This is a genomic window from Flavobacterium commune, from assembly GCF_001857965.1.
GTDB classification, from domain to species: domain Bacteria; phylum Bacteroidota; class Bacteroidia; order Flavobacteriales; family Flavobacteriaceae; genus Flavobacterium; species Flavobacterium commune.
In genome coordinates this window covers 2,376,601-2,397,833 of the sequence record NZ_CP017774.1, presented here as the reverse complement: position 1 = coordinate 2,397,833, position 21,233 = coordinate 2,376,601, and the positions used below count along the sequence as shown (strand labels likewise).

Annotated in this window: 13 protein-coding genes; all 13 read right to left on the bottom strand. The window is 34.9% G+C overall.

Annotated features, from left to right (window positions below; all coding sequences use genetic code 11):
- Nucleotides 1–6 precede the first annotated feature (6 nt).
- The gene (locus tag BIW12_RS10135) at nt 7–678 is read right to left on the bottom strand and encodes a bifunctional 4-hydroxy-2-oxoglutarate aldolase/2-dehydro-3-deoxy-phosphogluconate aldolase (protein WP_071185016.1); all 672 of its coding nucleotides are present in this window, start codon (nt 676–678) and stop codon (nt 7–9) included.
- Nucleotides 679–689: 11 nt separating this feature from the next.
- A complete protein-coding gene (locus BIW12_RS10130; RefSeq protein ID WP_071185015.1) occupies nt 690–1,712 on the bottom strand; it encodes a sugar kinase in 1,023 nt (340 codons plus the stop codon).
- 32 nt (nt 1,713–1,744) lie between these two features.
- On the bottom strand, nt 1,745–3,154 hold the full coding sequence (uxaC, locus tag BIW12_RS10125) for a glucuronate isomerase (protein ID WP_071185014.1): 1,410 nt from the start codon (nt 3,152–3,154) through the stop codon (nt 1,745–1,747).
- Nucleotides 3,155–3,172: 18 nt separating this feature from the next.
- The gene (locus tag BIW12_RS10120) at nt 3,173–3,964 is read right to left on the bottom strand and encodes a gluconate 5-dehydrogenase (RefSeq protein WP_071185013.1); all 792 of its coding nucleotides are present in this window, start codon (nt 3,962–3,964) and stop codon (nt 3,173–3,175) included.
- Between the two features lie 4 nt (nt 3,965–3,968).
- Complete coding sequence (kduI, locus tag BIW12_RS10115) at nt 3,969–4,808, bottom strand: 5-dehydro-4-deoxy-D-glucuronate isomerase (protein ID WP_083382094.1); 840 nt, start codon at nt 4,806–4,808, stop codon at nt 3,969–3,971.
- A gap of 142 nt (nt 4,809–4,950) precedes the next feature.
- On the bottom strand, nt 4,951–6,396 hold the full coding sequence (locus tag BIW12_RS10110; protein WP_071185011.1) for an MFS transporter: 1,446 nt from the start codon (nt 6,394–6,396) through the stop codon (nt 4,951–4,953).
- 445 nt (nt 6,397–6,841) lie between these two features.
- Complete coding sequence (locus BIW12_RS10105) at nt 6,842–10,873, bottom strand: hybrid sensor histidine kinase/response regulator transcription factor (RefSeq protein WP_071185010.1); 4,032 nt, start codon at nt 10,871–10,873, stop codon at nt 6,842–6,844.
- A 23-nt stretch (nt 10,874–10,896) separates the two neighbouring features.
- On the bottom strand, nt 10,897–12,732 hold the full coding sequence (locus BIW12_RS10100; RefSeq protein WP_071185009.1) for a metallophosphoesterase family protein: 1,836 nt from the start codon (nt 12,730–12,732) through the stop codon (nt 10,897–10,899).
- Nucleotides 12,733–12,754: 22 nt separating this feature from the next.
- Nucleotides 12,755–15,718: a glycosyl hydrolase 115 family protein gene (locus BIW12_RS10095; protein WP_071186301.1), complete on the bottom strand. Its 2,964-nt coding sequence runs from the start codon at nt 15,716–15,718 to the stop codon at nt 12,755–12,757.
- The gene (locus tag BIW12_RS10090) at nt 15,705–16,793 is read right to left on the bottom strand and encodes a phosphatidylinositol-specific phospholipase C1-like protein (protein ID WP_071185008.1); all 1,089 of its coding nucleotides are present in this window, start codon (nt 16,791–16,793) and stop codon (nt 15,705–15,707) included. Before BIW12_RS10090 ends, BIW12_RS10095 begins: the two co-directional genes overlap by 14 nt.
- A gap of 24 nt (nt 16,794–16,817) precedes the next feature.
- Nucleotides 16,818–17,960, bottom strand: coding sequence for an acyltransferase family protein (locus tag BIW12_RS10085; protein WP_071185007.1), 1,143 nt, complete (start codon nt 17,958–17,960; stop codon nt 16,818–16,820).
- 1 nt (nt 17,961) lies between these two features.
- A complete protein-coding gene (locus tag BIW12_RS10080; protein ID WP_071185006.1) occupies nt 17,962–20,196 on the bottom strand; it encodes an alpha-N-acetylglucosaminidase in 2,235 nt (744 codons plus the stop codon).
- Nucleotides 20,197–20,222: 26 nt separating this feature from the next.
- Entirely contained in the window at nt 20,223–21,209 is a 987-nt protein-coding gene (locus BIW12_RS10075; protein WP_198033413.1) for a family 43 glycosylhydrolase, read from the bottom strand.
- Nucleotides 21,210–21,233: the final 24 nt, after the last annotated feature.

Below are 21,233 nucleotides of genomic sequence, written 5' to 3'. Positions count from 1 at the left end.
TGTTTTTTATTTTTTACGTAAATCGGCAATAGTTGCTATCGTTTCTTTTACTTTTTGAGCTAATCCTGCATAATCTTTATTTTTCAAAACTTCAGCTGAAATTAATTGAGATCCAATTCCAACACAAGTTGCACCAGCATCAAACCATGATTTTAAATTATCTCTTTCAGTTGAAACCCCACCTGTAGGCATGATATTAGTCCAAGGGCAAGGTCCTTTAACACCTTTGATAAATTGTGGTCCGTAGATTTCTCCAGGGAACAATTTAACAATCTCACATCCTAATTCCTCTGCTCTTGCAATTTCAGATAATGTACCACAACCAGGAGACCATAATACTTTTCTACGGTTACAAGCAATAGCAATATCTTCTCTAAATACCGGAGTTACAATAAAATTAGCTCCTAATTGCATATACAATGAAGCAGCTGCGGCATCAGTTACCGACCCTACTCCCATTATCATTCCAGGTAATTCTTTGATAGCGTATTTTGTTAATTCAGCAAAAACTTCGTGAGCGAAATCCCCTCTTGCAGTAAATTCCATCAAACGGGCACCTCCGTCATAACAAGCTTTCAATACATTTTTACTTAATTCCAGATCATTACTAAAAAACAAAGGAATCATCCCTGTTTCTTTCATTGCTGTAGCAACTTCTATACGTGTAAATTGAGCCATTTTATATTTTTTTATCTTGAAACCTTACCTGTGAAATCCCCATCAAGTAATTTTTCAATTTCATTTTTAGTAATTAAATTATAATCTCCGTAAATAGTGTGTTTCAAACAACAAGCCGCAACCGCAAAGTTTAATGCTCTTTGTTTATCCAAAGGTTCTTCGTTTAAACCATAGATTAAACCTCCCATGAAAGCATCACCACTACCAACTCTATCCACAACCGGAGTTACTTCCTGTACAGCAGCTTTATACACCTGGCTACCATCATAAAGGATTCCTCCGATACGTTGGTGAGAAGCACTAACAGAATAACGCAAAGTAGTTGACATGTATTTTAATTCAGGGCAAAGTTTAAACACCTGATCATATAAAGCCGGCAATGTCGCTACTTGCTGATAATCAGGATCTACCTTATCCAAACCTAACATAAAGTTAGCTGTATCAATGTCTCCTAAGATAATATTACTATACTTTAACATTTCAGGCATAACATCCTTAGGTTGTTTACCATAATTCCAAAGTTTTGAACGGTAATTCAAATCGGTAGAAATAGTCAAACCTAATTCGTGAGCTACTTTGATAGCTTCAAAACAAGCTTCGGCAGCAGTTTGAGAAAGCGCAGGAGTAATTCCGCTCCAGTGAAACCAAGTTGCATCTTTTAATATTTCTTTCCAGTCAAATTCTCCTTTTTTCAAAGTAGACATTGAACTGTTTGCTCTGTCATAAATTACATTACTGGCACGAGTACTGGTTCCTGTTTCAAGGAAATAAATTCCTAAACGATCTCCACCTCTCAGTACATTTTGACAATCTACATCCAGTTTGCGCATTTCGTGGATAGCACAACTTCCTAATTCATTATTAGGTACTTTAGTAACAAACTCAGCCTTCATCCCGTAATTTACAAGCGAAACAGCTACATTAAATTCTCCCCCACCATAGGTTGCTTTGTAAGACTCGGCCTGAGCAAACCTCAAATGTCTGTCTGTAGACAAACGCAGTAGAATTTCTCCAAAAGTGACTACTTTTTTCAAGTGAAATATATTTTTAATAAATTATACTTTAATTATTTTACCGGGAATTTGAAATATTCCTTAGCATTACCATAGCTGATATCAGAAACCATTTTTCCAATCCATTCCATTTCAGAAGCCGGTAATTCTCCTCTTTTTATTTCGTCTCCTAAAAGGTTACAAAGAATACGACGGAAATACTCGTGTCTAGGGAAAGACAAGAAACTTCTTGAGTCAGTCAACATCCCAACAAAACAGCTAATTAAACTCATGTTAGAAAGAGCGTTTAATTGTTTTGTCATACCATCTTTTTGATCTAAGAACCACCATCCTGAACCAAATTGTACTTTTCCTCTAACACTTCCGTCGTTAAAGTTACCAATCATGGTAGCCATTACTTCGTTATCAGCAGGATTCAGGTTATAAATAATAGTTTTTGTCAATTTATCTTTACTATCCAAAGCATTTAAGAAAGCTGATAATTTTTGAGCCTGTGGATAATCTCCAATAGAATCCCATCCAGTATCAGGTCCTAAAATACGGTGCATACGAGCATTATTATTTCTCAAAGCTCCTAAGTGAAATTGTTGAACCCATCCAAATTCATGGTAAGTTTCACATAAGAATACTAAGATAGCACTTTGGAATTTCAAAGCTTCTTCATTGCTGATAGCCTGGTTTTCTCTTTTCTTTTTGAAAATAGCATTTACTTCGCTTTCAGTATAGTTCTCAAAATAAATTTGATCTAATCCGTGGTCACAAAGTTGGCAACCATTAGCATTAAAATATTCAATTCTGTTTCTTAAAGCCGCTTGTAAATCAGCATAAGTATTAATCGAAATTGAAGCTTTTTGCCCTAAAACATCAAGGTATTCGTTGTAACCATCATTAGCAATTAAAATTGCTTTGTCAGGTCTAAAAGCAGTACTTACTGTAGTTTTGAAATCACTTTTAGCTAATTGCTCGTGAAAATCCAGACTATCAATTGGATCTTCAGTAGTACATACTAATTCAGCATTTACTTTACGCAACAAGTTTCTCGTGCTGTATTCAGCAGAATTTACTTTAGCCGAAGTTTCGTCATAAATTCTTTCAGCTGATTTTTCGTTTAATAAATCAGTAATATCAAAATAACGAGCTAACTCCAGGTGCGTCCAATGATACAATGGATTACGCATTGTATAAGGAACTGTTTTGGCCCAGTTTAAAAACTTATCTTTATCAGAACCATTACCGGTTACAAATTGTTCGTTGATCCCTAAAGTACGCATTGCACGCCATTTGTAGTGATCACCTTTAATCCAAACATCAGTAATATTGTTGAAGATTTTATCTTCGGCAATAAACTGAGGATTCAGGTGATTGTGGTAATCAATAATCGGTTGATTCTTAGAATAATTATGATATAATTCTTCTGCGAATTTATTTTCTAATAAAAAGTTATCGTTTATAAAAGTGCTCATTATAATTTTCTTAAAATATTAATCTTCATTTGATGGTTTACCAATGGTAGCTAAAATTCCACCATCAACGTATAAAATGTGACCGTTTACAAAATCACTCGCTTTAGATGACAAAAAGATTGCCGCTCCGGCTAAATCACCCGGATCTCCCCATTTAGCTGCCGGTGTTCTGCTAATGATAAAATCGTTAAACGGATGACCGTCAACTCTAATTGGTTTTGTTTGCTCTGTAGCAAAATATCCAGGACCAATTCCGTTAATCTGTACATTGTATTTAGCCCATTCTGTTGCCATATTTTTAGTCAGCATTTTCAAACCTCCTTTTGCAGCAGCATAAGCCGAAACAGTATTTCTACCTAACTCACTCATCATTGAGCAAATATTGATGATTTTCCCTTGTCTTCTTTCAATCATTCCTTTTGCAACATGCTTAGAAACAATAAACGGGCTTACTAAATCAATATCAATCACTTCTCTGAAATCAGCAACCTCCATATCCAGCAATGGAATTCTTTTAATGATTCCGGCGTTGTTAATTAAAATATCAATAGGTCCAACTTCACTTTCAATTTTTGCAACAGCAGCTTTAACTTCCTGCTCTTCCGTTACATTAAATTTACACCCCACTGCATTGATTCCTTCACTTTGAAGTTCCTTTACAGCTGCATCAATTTTTTCCTGAGAGGAATTCCCATTAACAACAATGGTTGCACCTGCCTCACCTAAACCTTTAGCCATAGCCATTCCCAGACCATGAGTACTTCCAGTAATAAGAGCAACTTTTCCTTTTATATCAAATAAATTTGTCATTTTTTTATCTTAAATCAGTGATTTTACAAACATCCATATCTCCGTAATCTAAGTTTTCACCTGCCATACCCCAGATAAAAGTATAATTAGAAGTTCCTGAACCTGAGTGAATAGACCAAGGTGGAGAAATAACTGCCTGATGATTGTTCATCCAGATATGTCTTGTTTCTTGTGGCTCACCCATGAAGTGACAAACCGCCTGATTTTCCGGAATATCTAAATAAAAATAAACTTCCATACGACGATCGTGTACGTGCGCTGGCATTGTATTCCAAACGCTTCCCGGATTTAATTCAGTCATTCCCATTTGTAATTGACAAGTAGTCACTACACTTCCAATAATCATTTGGTTCACTGTACGGTGATTAGCCGTTTCCATTGTACCTAAGTGCAATTTGTTTGCTTCTGCCAAACTCACTTTTACAGTAGGATAAGTGGTGTGAGCCGGAGCAGAATTGATGTAAAATTTAGCCGGATTTTTAGCATCAGCACTTTTAAATATCACTTCTTTATTTCCGCTACCTATATACAAAGCATCTTTAAAACCTAGTTCATAAGTTTCTCCTTCAACAACAACAGAACCATTTCCTCCAACATTAATGATTCCCATTTCTCTACGCTCTAAAAAATAAGCTGATTTAAGAGGGTCGATAGTTTCTAAAACCAAATCAGCAGCTACTGGAACAGCTGAACCGGCAATATATCTGTCGTAATGTGAATAAGTCAATACAATTTCATTCTCTTGCATTAAATCATCAATTAAGAATTCTTCTCTTAATTCTTTTGTATCATATTTTTTTACCGCTTGAGGGCTAGATGCGTATCTAGAACTGTATTTTGTCATAATTATTTTGTGTTTAGTGTAATCGATTACAAAGGTATTAATTTAATTTATTTCTACATCAACTTTTATAAAAACAAGTTATTCATAAAAAGTTAAAAAAAGAAAAACTCTCTTGCACGACACAAGAGAGCTTTAACAAATTTTACAAATCAGTTATCGGAGCATATTTAGGCACTAAAGATTTCATCACCGTCCAGCCTATTAAATAACAAACTGCACAAATAGAAAAGATGATAAAGTAACCTGCTTCAATTCCTTTAAAGCCCATGAAAACCATATCCGTTTCTTTGGTATAATCAAATAAAACTCCTGAACCTTTATTAATAACTGTAGAACCAATTCCCCCTGCTAAACCACCAATACCGGTAATAGTAGCGATTGCCTTTTTAGGAAACATATCCCCTACAGTTGTAAATATATTCGCTGACCAAGCCTGATGAGCCGCTCCTGCAATACCAATAATAATTACCGGCAACCAATATGAAATATATCCTAATGGTTGAGCAACTAAAGCTAACAATGGAAAAAAAGCAAAAATCAACATCGCTTTCATTCTTCCTTCATAAGGATTCATTCCTTTTTTCTCTACAAAATAAGTTGGCAACCAACCTCCAATGATAGACAACAAAGTAATCATATACAATACAAATAAAGGAAAAGCAGCCTCTGTAGAATCCATATCATAAACAGAACTCAAGTAAGCAGGTGTCCAGAACAAGAAAAACCACCAAACACCATCGGTCATAAACTTACCAAAAGCAAATGCCCATGTTTGTTTGTATTTAAAACAAGCTGCCAAAGAAACTTTATCCGTATTCTCAGGAACATAACCTTCTATTTTACTATCAGCTAAAACATCTTGTTGAATGTATTCTAATTCGGCAGCATTTACTTTTGAATGTCTTTCAGGCTTATCATACATAAACATCCAAAATCCCATCCATACAAAACCTAAAGCTCCAATGATAATAAACGCCATTTCCCACCCGAAAGACTTAGCAATAAACGGAATTGTAATTGGTGCCGCCAACGCTCCTACAGTTGCCCCGGCATTGAAAATACTGGTAGCAAAAGCTCTGTCTTTTTTAGGAAAATATTCAGCCGTAGTTTTAATAGCCGCCGGAAAGTTCCCTGCTTCTCCTACTGCCAAAACAAAACGCGCAAAAATAAACAAAGTCACACTTACATTAATTACCAATGCAGTATCTTCAATAGTTCCAATAACTTCCTTAGCCCCCTCAAAACCTACAAACCAATTTCCGGTAATAATACCAGAAGTTGCAATTCCGGCAAAAGCATGCAAACAAGCTCCTATAGACCAAACTCCAATAGCCCAAAGAAAACCTTTTTTAGTATCCATCCAATCGATAAATCGCCCGGCAAACAATAAAGAAACTGCATAAAAAATCGAAAACAAAGCGGTAATATTTCCGTAATCGTTATTAGTCCAATGAAATTCAGGAGCTATAAAATCACTCCATGTTAAAGAAAGAACCTGTCTGTCTAAATAATTTATAGTTGTTGCAAAAAACAATAACGAACAGATTGTCCAGCGATAGTTTCCAACAGCTTTGTTTGTTTGGTTCATAATTAAAATGTTTATAAATTTAGTTAAAGTTAAATATTCATTACTTGTTGTTTTTTTACCGAAATCGTTTTAGAAAAAGGCAAAAAAATTAGCGCTATATCCAAAAATAAAGCGCAAAACACTATTATTCAATAAATTAATACCAAAAAGAGAATAATCACAACAAAAAAAATTGTAATCGATTACACAAATATAATTCTTAATAATCGAAACACAACTATTTTGTTCAATATTTTAAAAATCTAACAAAAATAAACAGTTTTTGTAAAAATTAGACTTTTAAATTTAACATCTGCTAATGTATGTATTAAATTCTAAAATTAGCCAACATAATCAGCCAAAATTATGCCAAAACGCAATTTTTATTGAATATTCGTTAAAAATGAACTTAGATAACGAAATATTTAAAAGCCATACTAACAAAATTTAAATTATTAAAAAACAACTACTTAATCAATCGGCTTGGCGAATATCCAAACTGTTTTTTAAAACACCTGCTAAAATATAGCGGATCATTAAAACCCACTTTATCAGCCACTTCCGAAACATTATTCACTTTTAATTTTAACAACTGCGCCGCTTTTTTCAAACGAACCGTTCTAATAAACTCATTAGGTGACAAATCGGTTAATTGCTTGATTTTTCGATACAATTTAGACGAACTCATCCCTAATTCAGCACAAAGGAAGTTTGCCGTCAATTCGGGATCACTCATATTTTGCTCAATCAAATCGGTAATATTCGAAATTAAATCAATATCTAATTGTGAATGCGTCAATGTTGAGACATCACTTTCAATTTCGCCGGAGAATTTTTGTTTTAACTCGGTACGGGTTCTAATAATATTATCAATTCGGGTTTTTAATAAAGAAGGATCAAATGGTTTAACCATATACTCATCTACACCTAAATTGTATCCTTTAATTTTATTTTCGTTTTCTGATAAAGCAGTCAGCATAATCAATGCTGTATGACTAATATCGTCATCATTCTTTAAGGCCTCAACAAACTGAAATCCTCCCATAACCGGCATCATTGCATCGACCACACAAAGTGCCGGTTTAATTTTTCTACAAAGATTCAAGCCCTCATCACCATTCTCTGCCTGATACACTCTGTAAAATTCAGATAAATATTCGACTATAAAAAAGCGCAACTCGGCATTGTCTTCAATAACTAAAACAGTTTGTTTCAACTCTGTACTTTGATTGCCTTTTTTTATTTTATCTGCGGCTTCATAAGCCACTTCGGTTTCTTTGTATTCAATATCAAAAACTTCCGATTTTTTATAACTGCTTTTAGACACAGGCAATTCCAAGGTAAAAACACTTCCCTGCAAAGGAGCACTTTTTAATTTCAATTGCCCTCTGTGAACCTCAACCAATGAAATAACTAAAGACAATCCAATACCCGATCCGGTATTATTTTTTTTACTGGTTTTAACCTGATAAAATCTGGAGAAAATCTTTTTCTGGCTTTCCAGTGGAATACCTATTCCATTATCGCTTACCTCAACAACCAATATTGTTTCACCCTCTTTTTCTTTTGTTCCGATGAACAATTCCACTGTACCATAGTTATTGGTAAATTTCAACGCATTCGAAAGTAAATTGTAGAGAATCTTATGGTATTTATCTACGTCAATCCAGGCTTCGAGATTTTCAAGTTCGCAGTTAAAATTAAAATTAATCTCTTTGTCCTGTGCCAATTGTGTAAAGGAATCAAAAACGGTTTGCGTATTAGCAACAATTTCTGTTTTGGACACTTTTAATTTTAATTCTCCGGATTGTGCTTTCCTAAAATCTAAAATTTGGTTTACCAGCAACAACAATCTACTGGCATTTTGATAAATCAAATGAACTTTGGATTTATCATAATCCACGCCGTCATTTTGTTCTAATAATTGCTTGGCCGGGCCTAAAATCAATGTTAATGGTGTCCTTAATTCATGTGAAATATTAGTAAAAAACTGTAGCTTTTCATTCGATAGACGCTCGTCACTATCGCGTTTTACACGCTCTAACAAAAGTGCCTGTCTTAGCTTAAGACGGGATTTAATTTCTTTTCGGATGTAATATGAAGACACCGAAAGTATTAAAATCAGCAACAGGAAAATCTTTGTATTAGTCCAAAAAGGAGACAGAATAGTAATTTTGTAAGCTGCCGTTTTACTCCAAATTCCATCACTATTACTAGCTCTTATTTTAAATGTATATTCGTTAGGATTAAGGTTAGTATATTGAATAGTTCTGGCATCGCTAGTGGTAGTAATCCAGTTTTTATCAAAACCTTCCAGCATATACTCAAAGGTATTCAGTCGCTCATTAGTATAAGAAGGTGCCGAAAACTGAATGGAAAAATTGCGATTATCATAATTAAGTTCCACTTCCTTATGGATGTTAATATCCTTATAAAACGGAATCTGACCATTGATTTCTAAGCCAGGAAACACCTCTTCATTTTGAACTTTAAACTCTGTTATAATTGGCGAAGGCGCTATTTTATTCTCTTTAATTTTATCAGCCGAAAAATAGATGATTCCATTTTTGCCTCCTAAATAAATAGTTGAGTTATTTAAACTGTAAAATCCTTTAGAACTAAAAACATCTAGTCTATTACCGCTATCAACATAATAAATATTTATTTTCTTTGACTTTTTCTTATATCTGGCAATACTGTTATTGTTGATATTTAACCACAAATAGCCATCATTATCCATTTCTAAGTCGGTAATCCATTTTCCATGCAGTTCTTTAGGCTCTAAAACAGGAACAAAATTATCTTTCTTGGCATCATAAAGGCCAATACCTTTGACTGTTGCCACCCAAATATCTCCATTGACATCAATTAAAATATCACTCACATGACTGGCAGGCAGTCCTATTTTTTCATGCTCACCCTTCAAATACAGTTTGAGTTTTCTGCTCTTTACATTATATCTTGCAACCCCAGTTTCAGTTGCAAACCATAAATTCTTAAAACGATCTGTTTTTATCTTATTAATCTGAAAATCTGACAACAAAACACCTTTTGGAACTTTAATTTCTAAAGTTTTTGCGTCTAAAATTACAGCTCCTTCCCCAAAAGAGCCTACTACCAAAGTATTGTCATCGGCTACTAAAAAAGAAATTATAGGCGAACTTTTCACCCCAATATCAACTAATCTGGAACTATTGGACAAATAATTATAAACCAATATTTTACCATCCCACAAACCACAGTAAAACAGCTTTCCGTCATTAGAATAAATACTGGCAATATCATATCTGTTATTGAACAATGGAACAAATGACTTTTCTCTGGAAACAAAAAGCCCATTGTATCTTGTAGCCACAATCACTTTGCCGTCATAAGTTTTAGCAAAACCACGGATATTAGGTTTTTGATTGTCATTATACAATGAAATATCTTTGTTAATTTTAAACTGATCTCCATAAGGATCATATTTATCTAAACCATCCTCTGTACCTATCCACAGCACCCCTGATTTATCAAAATACAAGGAATTCACTAAGTTTCCTACCAGTGAATTATCATCGGTAAGTTTGGAGAAATACCTTTGAAAATTACCCGTAGCTATATCTTCTAATTGATTACAAACCAAAAGTCCTCCAAGAGTTCCAAGCCAATATTTACCGTCGGGAGCACGGGCAATTGAAATAAAATAAGGTCCTAATTTATTTCTTAAAACCGCATCCTTAATATAAAGATTCTCAAATGTGTTTTTTGACTTGTTTAACTTATAAAGACCTTCTCTTGTACCAACAAAAATATCCGATTTAAAATCTTCATAAATGAAATTGATATAAGGATTTTTTTGATTCGAATTAGGGATAGACAAACCATAAGTAGTTATTTTTAAAATCTCACCCTTGGCTCCCAGTATAATTTTAGCTACTGAACCTTTGCCAAAACTTCCTACCCAAATATTTCCTTTTTTATCCTGAAAAACTTCTTTTACATACTCAAAACCTTTAATATTTATTTTAGAAAACCGTTGTTCTTTAGGATAATAAACAGCGAGTCCTTTACTCATTGTACCTACCCAAACTCTTTTAAATTTATCTACATGAACAGCACGAATTTCATCTTCAGGCAAGCTATTTGGATTGTTTTTTTCATTAAAAAAAGTACTAAAAACATGCGTATCCATTTTATACAAGGTAAGCCCTTTTCGGGTTCCTATCCATAAATTATTAGAAGTTTCATCAAGTTCTAAAGCGGTAATATCATCATTATACAGTTTGTTCTTACCCAGTTCCGAACTCATATAAGGTTTAAACTGATAGCCGTCAAATCTGTTCAGTCCAAAAAAAGTACCCAGCCACATAAAACCGTTCTTATCCTGAACAATATGCCTCACCGAATTATACGAAAGTCCATTACTCTCATTATAATGTTCGAATTTTATATTCTGCCCAATACTCGTAGAGAATGAAATAAAAAAAACTAAAATGATAATCAATTTAGATTTCATAAATAAAGTGGTTTAGCACAAAATTAATTGTGGATAGTATTTCTATTCAAATTTATGATAAAATTATCTGATGGAGCACCATTTAGAAAACTTTTAAAAATGGAACAAAATTCATAAAACGAAGTTTCTAAGACAGTAGGTCTCGGCTTTTTTTTATAATGATTACTATATGAATCTATAATAATTTTATATTGACGAATCCGCTCTTCTCCAATGTCTTTTAACGCCAGTTCATCAGCTGAATACAGTCGATAAAAATCGAAAATCAAATCAAAACCTGTCCAGCTTTTATCTTTAAATTTCTGTTGATTTGAATGAGAAATATTAGCAAAAGCATACAAATCCTTTGCTGTCGATTTCAACAGGAAATCTTTAAAATCTTCAGGCCAATCCTTTTTTAGAAATCGTGTTCGAACGAGTTCTTTGAGATGCCAATTCGTAAATTCATGATAATTTTTAGCTTCTAAGATTCCTTTATCCCAAATATCCGGATTTCCAGTACTTTTTAAATAAGCATATTCCTGTTCGTACAAAGGAAAAAGCGTTTTAAATCCAGGCACCGAATCAATAGCAACTGTACTTATCTGCATCTTATTTTTACTTTGAATCGTCAGGATTTTATACCCCGGAATATAAGCCGCCAACGACGGAATCTGGATATTCACTAATCCCTTTCCATTTTTATATTTTCTGATTCCCGTGTCATTGATGTGCATGTGTCCCGCAAAATGAAGTTGCACTCCGGCTTCCGCAAAAATTTGTGCCACTTCTTCACTTGGAACTCTATGCAACTGCATTTTATCTTCACCAAATAATGCTTTCATCATAGCTGAAGCACCATCATTAAACTCAATCATCGGATAATGACTGAACGCAACTAAAGTTTTGCCTCTTTTTTTTGCCTCCTGAACCACTTTAGTCACCCATGCAATTAAATGTTTTTTATGCGTTAAAACTTGGTTGTAACCAATATTGGCACTATTGTAATTTAATGGATTTTTCGGATGCTCCTTTGCCTCTTCTTTGGGCACATACACATTGCCATCAATGGCTAAAAACCAAACGTCTTTTTGGGCTTCTACCAAATAACTTAAATCGGGAATTTGCGAATTGTAGGGCGGAATAGCATAAGTTCTTTTTTCGATTGTGGATTGCTCCAATGCTTTTTCGAAAGTATAATTATCTGGATTGTATGAGGTAAAAGGAGTTTCCCAATACAAATCGGTTTTCTTTGGAAAAAAACCAAAATCACCTAGTTCTTGTAAAACTTCGGCATAGCCCATCGTCCCGATATCTTTTGTAATCACCGCAGGAAGTTCATCAGAACTTTTAGGAACGTACATTCCCGCTTTACTCATTATCACTTGATTTTTTCCTCCTTCGCCCAGAAAATCAGTTTTACCGGAATCGGTCAAAAAGGGTTTTGCAACATCGTGATTTCCTGTGGTAATTATAAAATGAATGCCGTATTTATTGGAATACTCATTCAGAATCTTTTTTAATCCCCGAATGTTTATGGGTTGTCCGTCATCACTAAAATCTCCAGGAAGAAGAACCGTCTTTATATTTCGTTTTGCCACATCATCCAATGCAGCAATAAAAGCAAAATAATTTTCGTTAAACAATCGGGTGGATTGCAATTGGGATTTCATAGTTCGCGCCAAAGTATATTTCCCATCATAAGGATTCTGCACTCCTTTATAATCTGAATCGGAAAATGTCCCATAAATATCCAGTAAATGAACATCAGATAAGAATGCAACTTGAGTGCTTTTAGGTGTTAATTCCCTGACCGAAGTACAAGAAACAACGGTCAAAACAATAGTCAAGCCCACAATTACTTTCTTACAATAGTTCATTCAATATAGTATTTTTCAAAATTTACATTTTTGTTTCTGCTGGAAAAGCATAGGAATCCTTCCAGCCTCCCAAATCAATTAAAACGCGGTCAATCATTACTCCGGGATCAACCATCCAGATTCTCAATTTATGTTTTCCTGCCTTATTGATAATTTGTGCTGCCGATTTTACTGCCGCATTTTTCAATACATTTTGTAACCATTCATCACTTCTTCCAAAAGTTTGAAAATCTAAAATCACAGGCTCAGCATCATCAATAGCTACAGCACATCGCACTCCTTTTCCCTGGTAAAAAGCATGCGTTGGAATGGCTTGTACTTTTACATTGGCTTGACCAAAATTAAAACTATAAAAATCATATTCCATAAGCGGACTATTATCTTTTATGCTTTTTAAATCCACTTCAGAATTAGCCGTTCTTGGCAAAGCCACACTTACTTTTCCTGCATATCCAATACCTTCAAAAGTTTCCCATTGGGCTGCTGCACCTTCTTTTTTGTTCGAAAAATTCGCTGCGTCAATCGAGATATATCCTTTGTCTTCCACAAAACCTTTGTAATTTTCTAATGCTTCAAACTTTGGATTAAAAGCCGAAATCCCAATAGTGATTAAAGTGTCTTTACTCACAAAATCGATTGCCGAATTGACTTTATAACTTGGCGGAATCAATTGGTAATCGTGTCCTAATGGGGCTTCTTTTTTATTTTCTCCTTTTGGAACTTTACTCCAGTCGATACTTACCCAAATGCGTTGTTGACTGTTTTTATCGTTATCCAAAACGCCTTGTTGTTGCGAAATTTTAATCCAATCGGCTTTTGGTTTTGCTTGCCAGGAAATTTCGCCAGCGCCTCTCATAAAAACATCAATATAATACTGATTGTCTATGTAAGCGTTAAAAACAGGCAAAACATCGGCATAGGAATTCTCCGTTTTATGGTTGACTTCCATTTCATAACTTTCCAGAGCCAGTTTCAATTCAGGTTTTGTTCCTGCAACCGCAGTAGTTGCTGTGGTTTCTCCAAAAACAGGCAAATAACGTGGCGACATACTCATAATATGTTTCCATTTTCCGTTAGCCAATTCGTCATTGAAATAGTTGGTTTCTTTCTGAATTCGCTTATAAGCTTCTTCAGCTTTTGAAGCAAAAAAAGCAGCACTTCCTCTTCCTTGTTCGGCTACAAATTTATTTTTATACGAATACAACCATTTATGATTTAAACTCGCTGCGCCAACAACAGGATAAGTTACCAATTCGTAAAAAGCATTTTGACGATTTGCTGGAATCTCTTTTTGCAATTTTTCGGCAGTATTCATCAAATTTTGGTATTCGTCAATCCTTTTCGAAACCTCATCTCCATAATGGATTTGAGTCAGCGCCGTTGGTTTTGATTTGGTTTCCGGTTCTACCTGATTCCAGGCCATAAACTCAGGACGACGCTGGAAAGCCAAACGATAATATTCGAAAAACAAATCAGTAATTTGAGTAGCGTTTTGAGTTCCAAATTCTCTCGAAGCCCAGTTTTGCATGTGTGTTTTTACACTTTGGCTTTTAGCAAAAGGAGTCATATGCCAAGCCATATCCAAAAACAATTCGATATTGTATTCATGTGGTTTGATATCTCCGCAGTTCAAAATCCATAAATCGCGGGATTGAAATTCATAAGCTTTTGCCATTTCTTCCCACATTAAAACCGGGTTAGTCGAATTCAACCACAAATAATCATGCGGACGTCCCCAATAGGAAGTATGGTAATAAATCCCCGCGCCACCAGAACGTTTTTGCTCTTTTAAATTACTCAATTGACGAATGTATCCATAATTATCATCCGTCCAAACCAGTTGCACATCTTCCGGCAATTGCAATCCTTTTTGGTAATAATCCAATACTTCTTTGTAAGGAATAAATGCTTGCGGAATGGTTTTAGGTTCTTTTCCTGTGGCTTTTTTCAGAATCGCTCTTTGATCGGTAATTACTTGCTCTAATAATTTAACCTGAGAATCCGAATCGTCTTCGCCAACAATCATCGGCGAATCGTGTTCACCACGCATTCCTACAGTATAAATATTTTCGAAAGCAGCTGTTTCCTTGGCTCTTTTCCTGAAAAAATCTTTGATCACTCCTGAGTTGGTATCATAACGATATTCACCCATTGTATTATGATTCCATTCTGCGTTAATATTACTCAACATCGGTTCAGCGTGCGAAGTTCCTACCACAATGGCATAATCATCAGCAACTTGTTTGTTTTTTGGAAATGAATAAAAAGCTTTGGTGCTTTTATGCATCGCTGGCCAAATGGTATTGGCTCTCAAACGCAACAACAATTCGAAAACTTTAGCATAGGTTTTTGGGCCAATATCTCCCGTTTCCGGTTCAAAAGTTTTAGCTGCCCAGGGCTGCAAACCCCAGTCTTCATCATTTAGAAAAATTCCTCTGTATTTCACTGATGGCGAACCATAGGTTTTCGTTTCAATATTTAAGACTAGATCGTCTTTTTTGTCTGGCGTAACATCAGCCCACCATTCCCAAGGAGAAACGCCTATGATTCTTGAAATTTCTAACAAACCATAAGCTGTAGCTCTTCGGTCAGAACCTACAATAACCAATGCTTTTTTAATGGCTGCTGTTGGATTTTCGACTACTTGAATTTTATAAGTTTCCCATTTTCCTTTTACATCAGTAATAGTAATTTTTTGTTTCGAAACCAAAGCATCTATCCATTTACTTTGTCCAATAGTTCCTGCCATAATTACTATTCCTGAACTATTTTTCGCAATTGCCAATCGTTGATTGCTGATAGAAAACACATCATCAGCCAACATTTTAGAAGCGATATGAACCACTTTTGGTTCTTTATCTTCAACTAAAATACTCGCTTTTTGATTTCCTGAAACAATCGTAAAATTGCTATTTTGTGCCTTTATTGCGTTGGCAAAAAGAAAAATAAAGACTAGAAAAATGGTAGTAAACTTATTTTTGAACATGGTTTCTTTTTTTAATTCTTTCGTAACGGTTATTGTCAAAACTCACTTTGTAAGATGATTTAAAAAGTGTTGATGGCATATAATAATCAGTTGAAATGACCTGTGCTCCCGATGCTTTTGCTTTTTCGAATTTAGTATAATCATTCGTCCTGGCTTCCGTTGTACCGTCATCGGCGCGAGTGCGAACGATATAACCTTTGGCTACTAATTCTTTGATGTAATCAAAATTTTTAATCGGGTCGTTTATGACTCTAAAAGCCGCTTCAGGATTTCCTTCTTTACTGTTTACAAACAACACTCTGTTTTTTAAACTCGGATGTCCCTCAAGATAGCGATTAATTTTAGTTTCATTTTCATCCAAAACAAAAAGGAATCTCCCTTTAACAGCATTCAAATCAGGCCATCCTTTTTTTAAAATAGCCTCTTCTAAGGTATTGAATTTTCCCCGAACCAAATCAGGAGTTATCAATTTCGAATCCTCAAAAACCGAACGGATTTCAATATCAATACTATCTAAAGCCGATTTTGTAAAAGGCAAGGGCTCTCGTAATTTTCTATTATTATCATCTTTGGCATTTATCAAAATAAAAATGGGCGTGTGATTTGGATGCAAATCCGACCATTTTTTTAAAGCGAATAATCCTTCTTTAAATAACAAATAGTGACTTCTAAAATCGATATCGGGAACATGAAACATTTTTAATCCGGGCTGAGCCAACTTATTTTCTGTGTCATATTCCAGTGGCACTTTCCCTAATGATTTTACAATTTCCAAACCTTTTGGATTCGAATAATAGCCTCCTTTTGGATCATACAACACATCATATTCTAAATTTAGAAGTCCTAAATCCAATTGCTTTTCAATCGAAATATGAGTATATTGTAGTGCTTTGGCTGCTGCCGAATCCCGTTGAAACAAATAATTCCACAGCGGCTCTTCAATAGCAATTTTATATGAATTATGACTGCCAATAACCTGAATTTCATTCATTTTTACAGGTTCTTCTTTTTTAAAAGAAACCAATAAAAACAATGAGATTATTAGCAAGCTTAAAATTTTATTTTTTGAAATCATATCAAAAACATTTATCTTCTAAGATTAAATTTTAATATAAATGCGTTTTTTATTCAACCACCAGCCCAAAGACCAGCAAACCAACATGAATACAATTGCGGTGACAAATGCACCAAAACTTCCTGGAAATATTCTTTGAAAAATACGTTCGCTCACCCATTCAAAAGCATCCATCTTCGAATTTACCGGAATGAGACGTAAAGTGATAAAAAACAATTCAGAAAACAAATAAATAAACAAAGGATTTTTACCAAAAACGGTGGTGAATTCTACTCCAAAATGCTTTTGTTTCAATTCGATAAAATAAATTAAAATAGCCATGATGGATAAATCAATTCCAACGGTATAAAGCACAAAAGAACCAGTCCACAATTTTTTAGAAATAGGTAGAACTAAATCCCACCAACGTGCTAAAGCCATCAGAAGAAACCCAACAATCAACAGTTTTGCTATTCCTTCAAATGATTTTCCAATTCTCTGAATAAAACTTCCAGCGATAAAACCTCCTACAACATTGACAATGGATGGCAAGGTGCTTAAAATTCCTTCGGGATCAAATGGAATACTATCGCGTTTGTAAATATGACCTTCTCCTAAAACAAATAAATCAAAACGAGTTACAGCATTGGTAGCCATTTCTAATTCGGCTTCAGGTTGTCCAAATAAATACAATATTGCCCAATATCCCAACAACAATATTACCGAAAGAATTATTGCTGCTTTCTCTGATAAATAATAAAAAATAATGGCCGTAACAAAATAACACAAAGCAATGCGTTGCAAAACACCCATAATGCGGGTTTCGGCAAAAGGTTTTAATTCCCAAGCACCATCCATTCCTTGTCTAAAAAAAGGAAACCAATACATTAAATACCCCAACAGAAAAATGATAACACTGCGTTTGATTACTTTTTTCCAAAAAACATTAGCCGTAGTTTCTTTCATTTTTCCCATAGAAAAACTCATTGCATTTCCCATTGCAAAAAGAAAGGAAGGGAATACCAAATCGGCTAAGGTGAATCCAAACCAATTGGCATGAGTCAAATAGTCATAGAAATGAGCTCCCGTTCCAGGCGTATTGACTACAATCATTAAACAAATCGTTAGTCCCCTGAACATATCAAGGGACAAAAAACGATTGGAATTTGGGTTAGAAATTGCGTTCATTTTAGTAATCGTATTTAATTGGTGCCATTCTTTCCGTTACGGGAATAATGCGTGATCGGTATTTTTTATGTAACGCTTTGGCAACCACATTCGGATTCCCTTTAGCTTTTACAGGAAAATCTTTTCGCTCCGTTACCCATTTCCATTCCCATTGTTTTATTTTTTCATCAAATTGAGTTTGATCGAAAGTTCCCCAATTGGCTTTTACATCGGTAAAGAATTGTTGCCATCTTGGTTTGTAAAAATCCGTAAACAATCCGCTCCACTGACGGTTGCTGTATTCATGCAATCTATTGTCAGCTCCGCCCCAAAGCGTAATCAAATCACGGGCGTTTTGCTCATACAATGCTTTTTCTTTTTCGTCAATCCCCCAGCTTCTGGCATCGGCAATCCAAGGTCCTAAAAGGAAATCCTGACGTGTAGCTAATAACAAATCCATATCGTCAATCAATTCTAAAAATTCCTTGCTGTATTTATCAAATGCTACTTTATCGTTATTTTGATACGCCTTAGTTATTTCTTGTTGCAAAGGCAGGGCATAATTCGCCAAAACTTGTCTGCTCACATCCACCAAATCATATTGGAAACCATCTGATTTTTGAGCAACAGGAATGGCTTTTATAAAAAGATCCCAGGCTGGAAGTAAATCTTTTGGTTCATAATTTAATTTGGTTCTCGCCCAACGACGATAGCCTTCAAAAGTAGGACGCGACACAATAATTGATTCTGCTCCATCACGAATAACCTGTCCGTTATACACTGTTTTTACCAGAATATCCCAGGCTTTAGAAATATCAGCATTTGATTTTCCGTAACGGTTTAAAGTGTATTTAGCTAACCATGAATTTAATTCAATTGGTGTATCTCTCCAGGTATTATCCGTCATCAACTCATACAAAACCGGATTTTGTTCAATAGCTTCCATTGTCAATCCAATTCCTTTTAATTTTCCTGATTTAGGATCTTTTAAAGCTTTTGCAGGTTCATTAGCAACGGCTTCGATTCTTCCAAACATTGAAATATTTCCACCAAAATTGTGCAGCATATTCCAAATCCATTGTTTGCCATAAAAAGCTTCTGTTCGTTTCCAAACGGGTTCAATTTCGGTAGCCAAATCCAATATAATCATGCGATCATCAGGAACTGCATCCAGCATTCCTTTTATTTGTGGCGCTTCCCAAAATTCTCTGTGACTGTAAAAAAGCCAACCCTGCATTACCCAAACCGCATCTTTATCGGCTGATTTCATGCCTTCGAAAATCTTCTTACTCAATTCAGAAAGATAAGCAGGATCATTTGATGGAGGCGTATTTTCGTTAAAAGTATCTGCTGAATATAAGTGATCGGTTCCGTAAACTTCAGATTGTTTTTCTAAGAATTTCTTACCAATTTCGGCAAATAAAGGATCATCAGAATCTAAGATGTAAGTATCTTCAAAATCATTCCCCCAGTTGGTTTGTTTTAATTTAGCATTTGGAAAAAACTTTTTGAAAGAAGCAGGAACGTGACCTGTAAAAGCAGGCAACACGGTTTTCATTCCTAATTCACGTTCTCTTTTTAGAATTTTCAATTGTAAATCGCGGTGCGTGTCTTTCCAGTTTTTAGACAAAGGTCCGCCCCAGCCGTCTAAATTTCCCATCCAAAACCAGGAGAAATAAGCAGGGCCACTAAAAAAAGTACTCAAATCTTCATCAGTAAAACCATAAGATTTATAAACTTCATCCCAGATGTATTCTTCTCCTGTAATGGCAAGCGGCATGTTGATTCCGTGCAAAGCCATCCAGTCAATTTCTTTTTCCCAACGAGTCCAATCCCACCAACTCATGCTGTAATTGAACGTACAATAGTTCAAATAATAGCGGTATTCATAAGGTGTTTTTTTATGAATCAATTTAGGAACTGCCGGTAATTTTTTAGGCAAATTCAAATTGGTTCCATTCCAGGTAATTTGGCTGTTCGTAAAATTATTTAGATAATAATACAAAGCCGATGCAACCGAAACCCCATTGTTTCCTCTTAAAACAATTTTGTCTCCTTTAGAAATAATTTCGAACCAATCTTCTTTATTGGAAGATTCGATTTCGACACTAAACTGCGAAGCGTGATTTGGCACAACGCGAGCAATAAGCTGGCTGGCAGTAGTAGCTATTTCTGTTTTTGATTTTGTCGATTGACAGTTTCCTGCTTCAAAAACAAAAACAATAAACAATAGGATTAATTTAAGATTGGTTCTCATATTTTTTTAGATTATATTATAGAAAATCAGAAACTGGTAATACCAGTTGGTTTTATTTTTATTATTTGATGATTCGCATCAAAATTCAGACTATCAATACAAATTTGACGTAAAACATATTTTTCTTTTTGCGGAAAAATGCGATGGTACAAAATATAATCCTGTCCATTTTCATTAAATACGGAATGATGTCCCGGTCCATAAGTTGTACTATCAGCAGACGTTTCCAGAATAGGACTATTCGAAGCTGTTTCAAATGGACCTAATGGAGAATTTCCCACAGCATATCCTACTTTATAAGTGGCATCTATGGCTTTTCCTGATGAATACATCAAATAATATTTTCCAAAACGCTTAATCATGTATGGAGCTTCAAAATAATCTTTAGGGGTGACTGCTTTGGGTTCTCCATGAAATGAAATCATATCTGAATTCAGCTTGGTCGCCATACAAACACCATTTTTCCAATTAAATCCGGAACCCCAGTATAAATAAGCCTGACCATCTTCATCAATAAAACAATCGGCATCGATATTATGTACAGCAGGATAGTCTTTTGATGAAATTAAAGGTGAAGAATCTTCTTTGGCATTTTTCCAGGGACCTAGAGGAGCATCACTCACACCAACCCAAATTTCGCTTCCCACAGAAACATACATGTAATATTTTCCGTTTGCTGCTTTTTTAACAGAAGGCGCCCATACCATAGAATCATTGGACCCCGGACTTGTACAGGCTTTTTTTGTGGGCCAATTTAATTGATGACGTTCAAATTTCAAGAAATCCTTAGTTGAAAATACAGCCAACTCATCACCTCCCCAAGGATCGATTGTGGCATAAATAAAAAAAGTATCTCCTTCTTTTACAATGCAGGGATCTGCAAAATATCCTTCTATAATGGGATTTGCGATTTTTGATTTAGTCTGTAGATTTTCCTTCTTGCTTGTTAGCTTACAAGAAATCAGCAACATGCTCATCAGCAAAATAAAAATACCCGGTTTAAAATTCTTCATTACTATTATTTTAATCATCAATAA